Here is a 14083-nt window from a genome sequence, read left to right as displayed (position 1 = left end):
TTTTTTATAAAAAATCAAAAAAACATCAACATATTTGTCGATACATGTTGTATAATCTTGCGTGGGAAGCTATCATATAAATGTATAAAACGTTTACTAATATAAGCGAAGGGAAGAATAGCATGTCACATTCAATCGAACAACTTTCTATCAACACGATTCGCACATTATCCATCGATGCGATTGAAAAAGCAAACTCTGGTCACCCAGGAATGCCAATGGGTGCAGCACCAATGGCTTATACATTATGGACTCAATTTATGAAACACAATCCAAATAACCCAACGTGGTTTAACCGTGATCGTTTCGTATTATCTGCAGGTCATGGTTCAATGTTATTATACAGCCTACTTCACCTATCTGGTTATGATGTAACAATGGATGACTTAAAGAACTTCCGTCAATGGGGAAGCAAAACTCCAGGACATCCTGAGTATGGTCATACAGCTGGTGTAGATGCAACGACTGGTCCACTTGGACAAGGTATTGCAACTGCTGTAGGTATGGCAATGGCAGAAAGACATTTAGCTGCTAAATATAACCGTGATGCGTATAATGTAGTAGATCATTATACATACGCTATTTGTGGTGATGGAGATTTAATGGAAGGCGTTTCTGCTGAAGCATCTTCATTAGCTGCTCATTTACAATTAGGTCGTCTTGTTGTGCTTTACGATTCAAACGATATTTCATTAGATGGCGATTTAAATCGTTCATTCTCTGAAAGTGTAGAAGATCGTTACAAAGCATACGGATGGCAAGTAATCCGTGTTGAGGATGGAAACGATATTGAAGCAATCGCGAAAGCAATTGAAGAAGCGAAAGCTGACGAAAAACGCCCAACGCTAATTGAAGTAAGAACGACAATTGGTTTCGGTTCTCCAAACAAATCAGGAAAATCAGCTTCACATGGTTCTCCACTTGGTGTAGAAGAAACAAAATTAACGAAAGAAGCATATGCTTGGACTGCTGAGCAAGACTTCCATGTAGCAGAAGAAGTATATGACAACTTCCGTAAAACAGTACAAGATGTTGGTGAAACTGCGCAAGCTGAGTGGAACACGATGCTAGGTGAATATGCGCAAGCATACCCAGAATTAGCAAACGAATTCCAAGCAGCAATGAACGGTCAACTTCCAGAAGGTTGGGAGCAAAACTTACCAACTTATGAATTAGGATCAAAAGCAGCAACTCGTAATTCTTCTGGTGCTGTAATTAATGCAATTGCAGAGTCTGTACCATCATTCTTCGGTGGATCTGCTGACCTTGCTGGTTCTAACAAGACATACATGAATAACGAAAAAGACTTTACAAGAGATGATTACAGCGGTAAAAACATTTGGTACGGTGTACGTGAGTTCGCAATGGGTGCAGCAATGAACGGTATTGCACTACATGGCGGTTTAAAAACTTACGGTGGTACGTTCTTCGTATTCTCTGATTACTTACGCCCAGCAATTCGCCTTGCAGCATTAATGCAATTGCCAGTAACGTATGTATTCACACATGACAGTATCGCTGTTGGTGAAGATGGTCCAACGCATGAACCAATCGAGCAATTAGCAGCGCTTCGTGCAATGCCAAATGTTTCTGTTATCCGTCCTGCTGATGGTAACGAATCTGTTGCAGCTTGGAGACTAGCTTTAGAATCTACAAACAAACCAACTGCTTTAGTATTAACTCGTCAAGACCTTCCAACATTAGAAGGTGCAAAAGAAGATACGTATGAAAAAGTAGCAAAAGGTGCATATGTAGTTTCGGCAAGCAAGAAAGAAACGGCTGATGTAATCTTACTTGCAACTGGATCTGAAGTAAGCCTAGCTGTTGAAGCTCAAAAAGCATTAGCAGTAGACGGCGTTGACGCAGCTGTTGTCAGCATGCCATCTATGGATCGCTTCGAAGCTCAAACTGCAGAGTACAAAGAATCTGTATTACCAAAAGCAGTAACAAAACGTTTCGCAATTGAAATGGGTGCTACATTCGGATGGCACCGTTACGTAGGTCTTGAAGGAGATGTGTTAGGTATCGATACATTCGGTGCTTCTGCTCCTGGTGAGAAGATTATGGAAGAGTATGGATTTACTGTAGAGAACGTTGTTCGTAAAGTAAAAGAAATGCTTTAATGATTTCAGAAAAATCTCTCCGGCATGGAGAGGTTTTTCTATGTAAATGAGTTTTTTCGACAGAAAAAGTTTTTTATCTCTCCGCAGTCAGACAATCATTGCAAACTTTCTTATATATAATGAAGAGAAAAGGTTGTCCAGATTGGGAGTGGAAAAATGAAAACGTATGAATTGTATTTAATTCAAGAGGATATTGCGAAAGCTTATTTTGGTCGTGAATATTTGTTTTTTGATTTATTTGCTCGATTTTCAGAATCTGGGTCCCTTTCGGAGAAAAAAGTGTTATATAAGCAAATGATGTATATAACGATGCCATTGCAAGTAATGAAAATTCATCATAAATTAGAACAAGCTTTGCGCGTTCTTGGTAAATATGATAGAACACATCATACACATACACTTTATACGGGAGCGGAGTACGGCGAAATAATGGTGAAACCGCACTATATTCGTATGAATACCTCTGGAAATGTCTCTATGGAAACGACATTCTTTGAGGTGTTAAGAAAGTGTGAATTAACATTTTTAGCAATGGATTATGAAAATACAAAGTACGGATGGCTGAATCCTCTAAAACAAGTACGAACATATGTGTAAAAAATGTCGAATTGTATCTTGTCTTATTGAAAAGGTTTTAGTACACTGTAAGGTAGACAACATGAAGGAGGAAAATATATGCCAATTTGGTTAGGTATTCTAGTGGGCGTAGTAGCACTAGTAGCAGGCGTGGCGTTAGGATTTTTCATTGCCCGCAAATACATGATGAATTACTTACAAAAAAATCCACCAATTAACGAACAAATGTTAAAAATGATGATGATGCAAATGGGACAAAAACCTTCCCAAAAGAAAATCAATCAAATGATGAGCGCGATGAACAAGCAACAAATGAAATAAGCGCTAAAAGACACTCGCTAAGAGTGTCTTTCTTTTTGTTAGTTATAGTTTTTAAAACTTTTAAAAATTCTGTATTTTTGGTAAACTGAAAACATCGCTCATTTTAAGGGAGGAGGAAAAAAATGAAAGTATTTATGAATTTAGCGTGGTTTTTTAAACAAGAAAAACGAGCGTACATAACTGGAATTATTTTATTGTTTGGCGTTGCACTTCTAGAACTTGTAGCACCAAAAGTAATTGGAATCGTTGTAGATGAAATTAATGATGGAACATTGACGACCGATAAGTTACTAAAATGGGTTGTATTATTAGTAATTGTAGGTATTACGATGTACATATTACGTTACATATGGCGTATTATGATTTTCGGGTCTTCATTAAAATTAGCTCGCCAATTACGAAAAAATTTATATGAACATTTTACAAAGATGAGTCCATCTTTCTATCAGTCAAATCGAACAGGTGATTTAATGGCACATGCGACCAATGATATTCAAGCGATCCAGCAAACTGCTGGAGCGGGTGTTTTGACGCTTGTTGACTCATTAGCTGTCGGAGGATGTGTACTCGTAGCGATGGGTTTTACAATTAGTTGGAAGTTAACATTATTAAGTTTAATTCCAATGCCGATTGTAGCCATTTCGACAAATTATTATGGAACGTTATTACATAAAAGGTTTCATAAAGCACAGCAATCGTTTTCGGAAATCAATGATAAAGTGCAAGAGAGTATGAGTGGGATGAAGGTAATCCGGTCTCTTGGACAAGAGAAAGAAGATTTGCAGGCGTTTCGAAAAAAATCAGAAGATGTTGTACATAAAAATATGTTAGTTGCACGTATTGATTCGTTATTTGATCCGACAATCTCTCTTATCGTTGGATTTTCTTTTTTAATCGCAGTATGTTATGGATCGGTATTAGTTGTAAGAGGTGAATTAACAGTAGGTGATCTCGTTACATTTACGACGTATTTAGGTACCCTCGTTTGGCCAATGTTAGCGTTTGGGTGGTTGTTCAATATTATGGAGCGTGGGCGTGCATCATATGACCGTGTAGAAAAAATTCTTTCACAAAAATCAGATGTAGTAAATAGCGAAAATGCTGTACATACAATAGCGAGCGGTAATGTTTCGTTTGCCGTTGATTCATTTTCGTATAAGAAAAATGAATTGTTACATTTAACTGATATTCACTTTGATTTGAAGAAGGGTGAAACACTAGGAGTTGTAGGACGTACAGGCGCAGGGAAAACGACTTTATTAAAATGTTTAATCCGTGAGTATGATCATTTTAATGGTGAATTAAAAATTGGGAAGCGAGATATTCGAGATATAACACTTCATGGTGTCCGTTCTGCCATTTCATACGTGCCGCAAGATCATTTTTTATTTTCAGCAAGTATTGGTGAGAATATTGCCTTTGGAAAGGCGGATGCTACATATAATGAAATTACCGAAGCTGCAGAGATTGCTTGTATTCATAATGACATCCTCCAATTTTCAGAAGGATATGAAACAGTAGTAGGGGAAAGAGGTGTTTCGTTATCTGGTGGTCAAAAACAGCGAATCTCTATTGCTCGTGCTTTATTAACAAATGCTGAAATTTTAATTTTGGATGATTGTTTATCAGCAGTAGATGCAAAAACAGAAGAGACGATTTTAAGTGCCTTAAAGAGGGAAAGAGCAGGGAAAACGACGATTATTACTGCACACCGATTAAGTGCAATTCAGCATGCCAATCTTATTCTTGTTGTTGATGAAGGTAGAATTGTACAAAGAGGTACACATGAGGAATTAATGAAGGAAAACGGCTGGTATAAGGAAATGTATGAAAGCCAGCAATTAGAAGCTTTAGTCGAGAAAGGAGGCGTATGATGGTAGAGAAGAAGCGAAGTGATTTAAGTAGATTGCTTTCCTATATGAAGCCATATAAAGGGTTGCTATCTTTAGCATTTATCTTTTTAGTTGGTGCGACAGTAACGGAAATGATGGGTCCTTTTTTAATTAAACAATTCCTCGATGAACACCTAGTACCGCGGGATTTTGAACGATCAGCGCTCGTTACTTTATTTGTAATTTACATAGTTGCTCATTTATTAAAAGTATTATTTACGTATTTAAATCTATTGTACTTTCAGAACATTGCTTTTAAGATTGTTCAAGATATGCGAGTTGAAGTATATGAACATGTTCAAAAGCTGTCATTAAGTTTCTTTGATCGTACGCCAATTGGTACGCTCGTATCTCGTATAACGAATGATACGGAAGCGATTAAAGATTTTTATGTCAGTGTATTATCAACATTTGTGAAAAATGTAGTCTTTTTAGTAGGCATTTTAGTAGCGATGTTTTTATTAGATGTAAAATTAGCGCTATTTTCTCTCGTATTAATTCCGATAATGTTTGCGATTATGGTATTATATCGCCGGAAAAGTGCAGCTTTTTATTTAGAAGTACGTAATCAACTAAGCGTGTTAAATGCAAAGTTGAACGAGTCCATACAAGGAATGAATATTGTTCAAGTTTTCAGACAAGAAAAACGTATGAGAAAAGAGTTTGAAGAAGTGAATAATAAACATTATAGTGCAGGGCGACGTACTTTGAAGTTAGACGCATTACTTTTACGACCAGCTACGGATTTAGTGCATATTGTAGCTATTGCGTTAGTACTAGGTTTATTTGGGATTGATGCTTTAAAGAGCCCTGTTGAAGTAGGAGTTTTATATGCTTTTGTTAACTATATACATCGTTTCTTCCAACCTGTAAATGAGATGATGATGAAATTGTCCTTTTTCCAACAGGCACTTGTTTCGTCATCACGTGTATTTCATTTAATGGACGAGAAAGATTTAGCACCGGTTCAAAAAGGCAATGAGAATCCTCAAGTCGTGGATGGAGATATTGAATTTAAAAATGTTACTTTTTCATATGATGGAAAGCGTGACGTTTTAAAAAATGTATCATTTCACGTGAAACAAGGGCAAACGGTTGCTTTTGTTGGGCATACTGGTAGCGGAAAAAGTACGATTATGAATTTGTTAATGCGATTTTATAATATTAAGTCAGGAAATATTGTAATAGACGGTGTAGATTTAGAAAAATTTGAAGAACGAGAAATTAGAAAGAAAATAGGACTCGTATTGCAAGATGCATTTTTATTTGCTGGTAATGTAAAGCAAAATATTCGTATGTATAATGAAGAAATTACGGATGAAGAAGTAAAAGAAGCTGCTCGATTTGTGCAAGCGAATACGTTTATTGAAAAGTTACCAAAACAGTATGAAACAGAAGTAGTAGAAAGAGGTGCAGCATTTTCAAGCGGTCAACGACAATTAATTGCTTTTGCTAGAACGATAGCAACGAATCCGAAAGTATTAGTATTAGATGAAGCAACAGCTAATATCGATACAGAAACAGAAGAGGCTATTCAAACAGCGTTGCAACAAATGCGAAAAGGTAGAACGACGATAGCCATTGCGCATAGGTTATCTACAATTCAAGATGCAGATCAAATTTTTGTGATGCATGATGGGGAGATAGTAGAAAGAGGAACACATCAAGAATTACTAAGTGAGCAAGGTTTGTATTATAATATGTACTTGCTACAAAATAAAGTGAGTTTGCAAAAGGCCTTGTAACACAAGGTCTTTTTTATTTTGTATACAAAATATGTTTACTCTTTGTTTCTATAGCATAAATGTCGTGTCCTCTTATGAAACTTGTACATATTGTATGTATACGAAGTAAAAAAATTGATAGGAGATTTTATATGTAAAACAGATCAAGTTCAAATGTTACGTTTATTGATGTGTCTCATTGGGAAGGGAATATTGATTGGAATGCAGTGAAGGCATCTGGAATTCCAGCAGCGTATGCAAAAGCGACAGAAGGTGTAAACTACATTGATCCTACTTTTACTAAAAATGTACAAGCAGCCCGAAGTGCGAATGTATTAATTGGTGCATACCATTTTGCACGTCCAGAACAAAATGATGCAATTTCAGAGGCGAAATATTTTGTGAGTATATTACAAAGTAACCAGACAGACTTAATGCCAGTTCTGGATTTAGAATCACCAACAGATCCGAGCAACAGTAATTTAACTGGTAACGCTATATCGAATTGGGCAAGAAGCTTCATAAATTATGTGAAACAGGCTACTGGAAAAGATGTAATGTTATATACAGGAGTTTGGTATATTAATGAGTTCAGAATTAGCGGATTAAGTGATATACCGCTTTGGATTGCTTAATACTCGAGTACACCGCCTGCTGATGCTGGTGGATGGACAGCGTGGCAGTACACAGATTCTGGACAAATTTCAGGCGTAGGAAATTGTGATGTATCAGCTGCAGTTTCATTAGAAGCTTTAAAAGGGAATGGAGCAAGTGGTGGAGGTAATGTTTCCCCGCCTAATAATGCAACTCCAGTGTACGGGGTTGCTATAATTAATGGAGATAATGTGAATTTGAGAAGTGGACCATCTTTACAGTCTAGTGTAATTCGCCAATTGAATCGTGGCGAAACATATGAAGTTTGGGGAGAACAAGATGGATGGCTTTGTTTAGGGACAAATCAGTGGGTATATAATGATCCGAGTTATATTCAGTATAAACATTATGTGGCGACTATTACTGGTGATAATGTAAATTTGCGTGATGCTCCATCATTAAATGGAAATGTTATAAGACAGTTACATCAGGGTGAATCGTATCGAGTATGGAGTAAGCAAGATGGATGGCTTTGCTTAGGGACAAATCAATGGATATACTACGATCCGAGTTATATTCAGTATGGTGTACAATAGAGTGAAAATAAAAGGTGCCCCGTCAGAGGTGCCTTTTATTAAAAATATACAACTTTTACAAAGTCTATATCGAAACCATAGTATACTATAGTAGATATATTTATAAAAAATAATCGAAAATGAAATAAAGGAGTAAAAATATGAATTATGTGCTAATAGGTGCGATTTTAATATTATTAGCTGTAGCATTTGTGCTGTTTTATAAAAATAAACAGTTAGAATCAGAGAGTCAGCAAGTAGAATTTGAAAAGAAACAAGCGATTGAAACGTATAAAAATGAAATTGCAGCTACAGTGATAGAGCATAAAGAACAACAAAATAATTTAAAAAATATGGAACAGAAAAAATACAATGATTTACAAGTAAGTGCAAATAGAGAAATTGAAAATATGCGTATGATGAAAAATCAATTAGCTATGCAGCATAGTAAAGAACGTAGTGAAATGCAAAATAAACATAATAACGAAATACATATGTTTCAAAAATTAATTGCAAATTTACGAGAATATACTAAAAACGGTGCTGAAATGAATACGTACGAAACATTACATTATATGAAGCGAGGATTCATAGAGCAAGGTATCATATTAGATGCTGAAATTCAAGTCATGCCGAATGTTTTTATTAAAAATAATAGTGAAATAAACGATAATAGAATCCATCATCTCATCTTGTGCAAAACTGGTATTTATCTACTGGAGACGAAAGAATGGAACGAGAAATTAATTCATGGTTTAACGAAAGAAAATGCTGGTATATATTCATTTATGATTGATGAAATGGGTAAGTATCAACAAGAAGTTGATAAAGAAGAGACATTTGAATATATAGTAGGTAAAGATTCGTCAACTATACAAGTGAAAAATGAAGGGAATCCAGTATATAAGGCGAAGAAACTATCTAAAATTTTATACAATTGTTTGAATGAAATGCAGGCTAATAGTATAAAAGAAAAGGTAAAACCAGTTGTATATTTTTATAATAAAAATGGAAAAGCAATAGTAGACCTTTCTAGTGAGGAAACACCTAGATTAAAAGATCGGGAGCAAATTGTAACGTTCTTCAGAAATGAAATCTTAACAGGGACAGTAGTATATACAGAGCAAGAATTAGAACAGATTCGAGAAATGATTAGCCGGATGAACTATATAGTGAGTTAAAAGGGGAGATCTTTCTGAACGATATGCTGCGTAGCATTTTGTATGGCTATTTTTGTTTGTATATAGTAATGTACATTGTATTTATATTCTTCATTGATATGGTCCATATACCCTTAAGGGTAAGGAGCATTTTTGTAGTATTCATACCATTTGTTTTATTAGTCATGATTCAAAGGGTTATTTTATATGTTTCTAAAAATCGTAATGAAGAAAAGAAGCAAATGTTGGGGGTTTTAATAGTAGCACTCATACCATTAATAGTGTGCACTGTACAATTAAGTGTAAATGAATATACATCAAAGTTTAATCAGAATAGATGGTTAAATCATGCAGATAAGCGGGTACATATGGTAGATGATCTATTACAAAAATATAAATTAATAGGGAAATCAAATGAAGAAATTACACAATTGTTAGGAGCCCCAACGGAAACGAGAAGTGGGGAAGAAGGAGTTATCACTTTGTATTATCTTGGGACTGAACGTGGCTTTATTCCAATAGATAGCGAACAGCTTGTTTTACAATTTAATAGAGATGGTAAAGTTATGGAATATACGGTGTATAAAGATTAAAGAAACGTGGAGGGAAGCTATATGTTATAGCTTCTTTTTTATTTTTCAATATGTCACGGAAGGGGGAGAAGGTTTTTGAGTGGAATAAGGAATGAAAGCGGAGGTGATGCATATATATAGATGCATTGGGTGATTATTCGCCCGATTGCTGAGGGTTAATAATCAATAAGTACGGACAAAAAACCCACTGATGAAAGTTTCACTTTATCATATTGTATAAATGAAAAGGAGGTAAGACGGTGAAAGCAATCCCGACTGATGTCCTGAGTAAAGAATTGATGGAAAGAGAAGGAGTTATATCTATTACAGTAAAGGAATTTGAAAAGATAGAAGTAGCTGGAGTAGTAGTCGCTGGTCCAGCGGTTATTTTGATTAATCAAGATTAAGTACATATCATTGAAATAAAAAGCATCCGTTTAGGATGCTTTTTATTTGTATGTAAGGATAAATATGATGGATAATTGTGTTACTGGAGGGAAAGTCTGTGGCAATTATTATAACAATGTTAGTAATGGGTATTTTATTAGGATTTGTTGGAGCTGGAGGAGCTGGGTTTATTATCGCGATACTCACTTTAGTATTCCATATTCCTATTCATGTTGCTCTTGCAACATCTTTAACCGCAATGGCGTTTACGACATTATCAGGTGTTGTCAGTCATTACCGTGAAGGCAATGTAGCACTTATTATAGGCGGGATTGTTGGGGGATTTGGCGCAATTGGCTCTTATATTGGTTCTAAATTTGGTTCACTTATACCAGCTCATCTTCTTCATTGGTTTACAGCTGGGATGTTATTTTTATCGGCAATTTTTATGTTTATTAAATTAATTATGTTCCAAAACAAAGAACAGTCGTCTTTATATAAACATAAAGAGTTTCCCGTTAACTACTTGTTGAAATGTATATGCCTTGGATTAGTTACTGGAATGATGGCTGGTTCATTTGGGATTGGTTCTGCACCGTTTATTCAACTTGGATTAATGGTTCTATTGGGACTAACGATTCAGCAATCTGTAGGGACAACGATGCTTGTTATATTACCGATTGCAATTGGAGGCGGGCTAGGATATAGTTCGGAAGGATATTTAGATTATATATTGTTATTGCAAGTATTAATTGGGACCATGTTAGGGGCATATATTGGCGCGAAGTTTACAAATTATGCACCGCGAATGCTTTTGAGGTTTTCGATGATTATGACACCGGTTTTAGCTGGATGTATGCTATTGATGGAATAAAGTGAAATTATAATAAGTAGGGGGGACTGCTTACAAATAGCGGGATAAAATTAATATAGCAAACTATTAATATATTTTACGAATGAATTATGTAGGTAATTCATATTTCCCATATAAAAGGATTTGTTTTAATATTATGAGTGTAAAGTTCGAGTATTCGAAGTACTACTTGAATTATATCCCTATCCCTTTTCTAAAAATGCGAACAAGTTTTGCCCTATTCTATTCAATAGTTAATTGCATAGAAATATATTGTTCGATGACCATTATGGAACGTACATAATGGGAAAATCCCGATCCTTAAAGAGGATGCCCCTAATCTTCATGTGAAAATATGATCGGATAAGAAAGCTGACCAATTGATGGTCAGCTTTCTTTTTGTTCAAAAACTATTTCTTCTTTAATTTCTGTTTGTAATAATAAAGCTTTTCCGAAACGACGTTTACATTCTGCACGCACTTTTTCAATGGCTAGTAGCTGAGTAGTGGCGGGAACGGTGACAATAGCTTGGCGAGGCTTTCGATTTTTTTCACAAAAGACACATTCCACAACATAATTAGAAATCATATTTTCATCCTTCCAGTTTTAATTTCTAAAAAGGGATTGTCTATGAAGTTGATGTAATTTTTCGTCATTGTTTTATTATTTTCCTCTTTTTTTCAAGGGGAAAATAATAAAGAGGGCGAATTTTAGTAGGGGAGGGATGTTTATGGAGAGATGGATAGGTAGTGCAGCGGTATGTGTAAATGAAAGAAATGAAGTTTTAATGGTACTGCAGGGAAAAGAGGGAGAAGAAAAAAGGTGGTCTGTCCCAAGTGGAGGACTTGAAAAGGGAGAGACACTAGAAGAATGTTGTATTAGGGAAGTTTGGGAAGAAACAGGTTACAATGTGGAAGTTGTAAATAAAATATATGAAAAAGAGGGTATTACATACGGTGTTCCAGTGTATGTCCATTATTATTTTGTTAAACAAATAGGCGGTAATATGAAAATCCAAGATCCTGATGAGTTAATACATGAAATTGCTTGGAAAGGGATACATGAAGTTGAACAATTGTGTTTAGCTTTTCCAGAGGATTATGAATTGCTGTGCCAATATATAGATAAAGAAGCAAGTATGTAAATACTTGCTTCTTTAATGTATCCAAGACAAGAAAAGCGGAACGATAACTAAACTAGCGCCTGCTGTTAAAAGCATAGATAAACTTGCAATTGTTCCTTCCACAGGACCGATTTCGAATGCTTTTGATGTACCGGTTCCATTTGCGCTTGTTCCTAACATAATACCTTTTGCGATTGCTGTTTTAATACGGCAAATACGTATGAGAGAAGGACCGAGCAATGCTCCTGTTAAGGCAGTTAAAACGACAAATACAGCGGTTAATTGTGACATGCCACCAATCATTTCTGAAATAGCCATTGCGATTGGTGTTGTTACGATATGTGGCGCTAAACTATGTTCTAGTGATGAATCAATTTGAAAATAATTTGCTAGTAGTGCTGAAGTAATGACTGATAAAAACGAACCGACAATGACATTAAGTAAGATAGCCATTCCATGTTTCTTTAATAAATCAAAGTATTTATAGATTGGCCATGCAAAAGCAACTGTTGCGGGTTTTAATAATTCAGTTAACCAGTGACCACCAGATTCATATGTTTCATAAGGTGTATTTAATCCGAGCAATAAAGCAATTAAAATAATGGGACAGACGAGAAGAGGAGAAAGTAGACTCCAATTCCAACGTTGATACATTTTTTTTGATATCCAATATGTGAATAGTGTTAATAGTAAACAAAGAAATCCGATCATTGCGTTGATCCTTTCCGCTTTAGTAGCAATTCTGTTAAAAGTCCTGTAACTAAGGTAACGCAAAGAGTGCTAATCATAATAATTAAAATGAGATCGATTCCATATTGTGTTAGTGTACCTCTGTAACGTATGACAGCGACTGCAGAAGGGATGAAAAATAAAATAAGTTCTTTTAATAAAAAATCTGCTCCGTCCTGTATCCATTCTTTTTTAACTAGGTTAAATTTTAATGAAATTAATAATGAAAAAATACCGATTATACTTCCTGGAACTGGGAGGTGTGCCTGTTTTGCAATCCATTCACCTGTCCAAGCGAAAGAAAATAGTAATAAAATTTGTCCGCTTAACTTCCACCATTTCATACAGTAACCACCTCTTTCTTTTTTTACATAAAAATTGTAAAAAAGAATTAACAATTTCTACTATACGTTCATTCGAAATATTTGTCTAATATATAAATTATATGGTATTAATATATTAGACGTATTAATCGAAAGTGAAAAGGGTGTCCAAAAATGGAATTACGGCATTTGCAATATTTTGTTGTTGTGGCAGAAGAGTTACACTTTGGACGGGCAGCTGCTCGTTTACAAATGACACAACCACCACTTAGTCAACAAATACAGCAATTAGAAAAAGAAATGGGAGTTACATTATTTTCAAGAACGAAAAGAAAGGTTGAACTAACAGAAGCAGGAGAAATGTTTTTAAAAGAAGTAAAAAAAGCGTTTGAACAAATTGAAAAAGCAGTAGAAGTTGCACAAAGTGCACAAAGGGGAGAAGTAGGATCACTTTCAATTGGTTTTGTAGGTGCGGCGATATATGATATTTTACCATCAATTGTTAGGGAATATAGAAAGAAATTTCCGAGAGTGTCTGTTGCATTACATGAATTGTCAACACCAGATCAAGTTCATGCACTTCATGATAACCGTATCGATATTGGCTTTTTACGTCCACCAATTCCAACACAATTATTAGAATTAGAGCCAATTCAAAGGTTATCTTGCACCTTATGTTTACCAAAGGCACATCCACTTGCAGAGAAAGATGAAATACATATAGAAGATTTACGAGATGAGCCGTTTGTATTTATTACGAGACCAGTATGGCCAGCTTTGTATGATACAATTTTATCTCTTTGCAGAGAAGTTGGATTTAGTCCACGCATTGTACAAGAAGCAACAGAGTATCAAACAGTTATGGGGCTTGTAGCAGCAGGGATTGGAATTACAGTAATACCCGTATCGGCAAATAAGTTATATAAAACAGAAGTTGTATATAAAGAGTTATATGATTCTAATTTTGTGGCAGAAATGTCAGTGGCTTACAAAAAAATGAATAGTAATCCAGAGCTGCTAGAGTTTTTAAAAATTGCAAGAGAGAAGAAAAGAATAGAAGTAGAAGATGAATAATAGTAGTAACAGAAAATGGATTTAATTCAAATCCATAAAAGTACACCTTATTAAACA

At 35.2% G+C, this 14083-nt stretch carries 14 protein-coding genes and 1 pseudogene; 12 read left to right on the top strand and 3 right to left on the bottom strand.

The window, feature by feature from the left end:
* Nucleotides 1-122 precede the first annotated feature (122 nt).
* The 10 genes and pseudogenes from tkt to AXW78_RS17410 all read left to right on the top strand — a co-directional run bounded on the left by tkt (nt 123) and on the right by AXW78_RS17410 (nt 10798).
* The gene (gene tkt, locus AXW78_RS17455; protein ID WP_000019769.1) at nt 123-2123 is read left to right on the top strand and encodes a transketolase; all 2001 of its coding nucleotides are present in this window, start codon (nt 123-125) and stop codon (nt 2121-2123) included.
* A gap of 156 nt (nt 2124-2279) precedes the next feature.
* Nucleotides 2280-2720: a sporulation inhibitor of replication protein SirA gene (gene sirA / locus AXW78_RS17450; protein WP_000860645.1), complete on the top strand. Its 441-nt coding sequence runs from the start codon at nt 2280-2282 to the stop codon at nt 2718-2720.
* Between the two features lie 78 nt (nt 2721-2798).
* Nucleotides 2799-3020, top strand: a complete 222-nt coding sequence (locus AXW78_RS17445; protein ID WP_001123317.1) for a YneF family protein — start codon at nt 2799-2801, stop codon at nt 3018-3020.
* 122 nt (nt 3021-3142) lie between these two features.
* The gene (locus tag AXW78_RS17440; RefSeq protein ID WP_061884493.1) at nt 3143-4894 is read left to right on the top strand and encodes an ABC transporter ATP-binding protein; all 1752 of its coding nucleotides are present in this window, start codon (nt 3143-3145) and stop codon (nt 4892-4894) included.
* Nucleotides 4894-6657 carry an ABC transporter ATP-binding protein gene (locus tag AXW78_RS17435; RefSeq protein ID WP_000229522.1) on the top strand — a complete coding sequence of 588 codons (1764 nt, stop codon included), beginning with the start codon at nt 4894-4896 and terminating at the stop codon, nt 6655-6657. The genes AXW78_RS17440 and AXW78_RS17435 overlap by 1 nt, the downstream gene beginning before the upstream one ends.
* 170 nt (nt 6658-6827) lie before the next feature.
* Nucleotides 6828-7826 (top strand): annotated as a pseudogene (locus tag AXW78_RS17430) (GH25 family lysozyme).
* A gap of 140 nt (nt 7827-7966) precedes the next feature.
* Nucleotides 7967-8986: an NERD domain-containing protein gene (locus tag AXW78_RS17425; RefSeq protein ID WP_001110270.1), complete on the top strand. Its 1020-nt coding sequence runs from the start codon at nt 7967-7969 to the stop codon at nt 8984-8986.
* A 23-nt stretch (nt 8987-9009) separates the two neighbouring features.
* On the top strand, nt 9010-9558 hold the full coding sequence (locus tag AXW78_RS17420; RefSeq protein ID WP_000946312.1) for a hypothetical protein: 549 nt from the start codon (nt 9010-9012) through the stop codon (nt 9556-9558).
* A gap of 239 nt (nt 9559-9797) precedes the next feature.
* Complete coding sequence (locus AXW78_RS17415) at nt 9798-9944, top strand: BC1881 family protein (RefSeq protein WP_000644411.1); 147 nt, start codon at nt 9798-9800, stop codon at nt 9942-9944.
* A 98-nt stretch (nt 9945-10042) separates the two neighbouring features.
* Nucleotides 10043-10798 (top strand): sulfite exporter TauE/SafE family protein, encoded by a 756-nt coding sequence (locus tag AXW78_RS17410; protein ID WP_000974657.1) that lies wholly within the window; start codon nt 10043-10045, stop codon nt 10796-10798.
* A gap of 366 nt (nt 10799-11164) precedes the next feature.
* Here the strand turns inward: AXW78_RS17410 and AXW78_RS17405 are convergent, their stop codons facing one another.
* A complete protein-coding gene (locus AXW78_RS17405) occupies nt 11165-11365 on the bottom strand; it encodes a DUF3903 domain-containing protein (RefSeq protein WP_000625227.1) in 201 nt (66 codons plus the stop codon).
* Between the two features lie 142 nt (nt 11366-11507).
* Between AXW78_RS17405 and AXW78_RS17400 the strand changes: the two genes are divergently transcribed.
* A complete protein-coding gene (locus AXW78_RS17400; protein WP_000442982.1) occupies nt 11508-11921 on the top strand; it encodes an NUDIX hydrolase in 414 nt (137 codons plus the stop codon).
* Nucleotides 11922-11933: 12 nt separating this feature from the next.
* Here the strand turns inward: AXW78_RS17400 and AXW78_RS17395 are convergent, their stop codons facing one another.
* Together AXW78_RS17395 and AXW78_RS17390 are read right to left on the bottom strand one after the other, a co-directional pair.
* On the bottom strand, nt 11934-12611 hold the full coding sequence (locus AXW78_RS17395) for an LrgB family protein (RefSeq protein WP_000578962.1): 678 nt from the start codon (nt 12609-12611) through the stop codon (nt 11934-11936).
* Nucleotides 12608-12973 carry a CidA/LrgA family holin-like protein gene (locus AXW78_RS17390; protein ID WP_061884492.1) on the bottom strand — a complete coding sequence of 122 codons (366 nt, stop codon included), beginning with the start codon at nt 12971-12973 and terminating at the stop codon, nt 12608-12610. Before AXW78_RS17390 ends, AXW78_RS17395 begins: the two co-directional genes overlap by 4 nt.
* 153 nt (nt 12974-13126) lie before the next feature.
* Here AXW78_RS17390 and alsR point away from each other — a divergent pair, with 153 nt between their 5' ends.
* Complete coding sequence (gene alsR, locus AXW78_RS17385) at nt 13127-14026, top strand: acetoin biosynthesis transcriptional regulator AlsR (RefSeq protein ID WP_000423234.1); 900 nt, start codon at nt 13127-13129, stop codon at nt 14024-14026.
* The last annotated feature ends 57 nt before the right edge of the window (nt 14027-14083 follow it).

It is taken from the genome of Bacillus thuringiensis (assembly GCF_001595725.1).
GTDB lineage: Bacteria > Bacillota > Bacilli > Bacillales > Bacillaceae_G > Bacillus_A > Bacillus_A thuringiensis_K.
The sequence above is the reverse complement of the archived record's forward strand: the minus strand, read 5'-3'. Positions and strand labels throughout refer to the sequence as shown.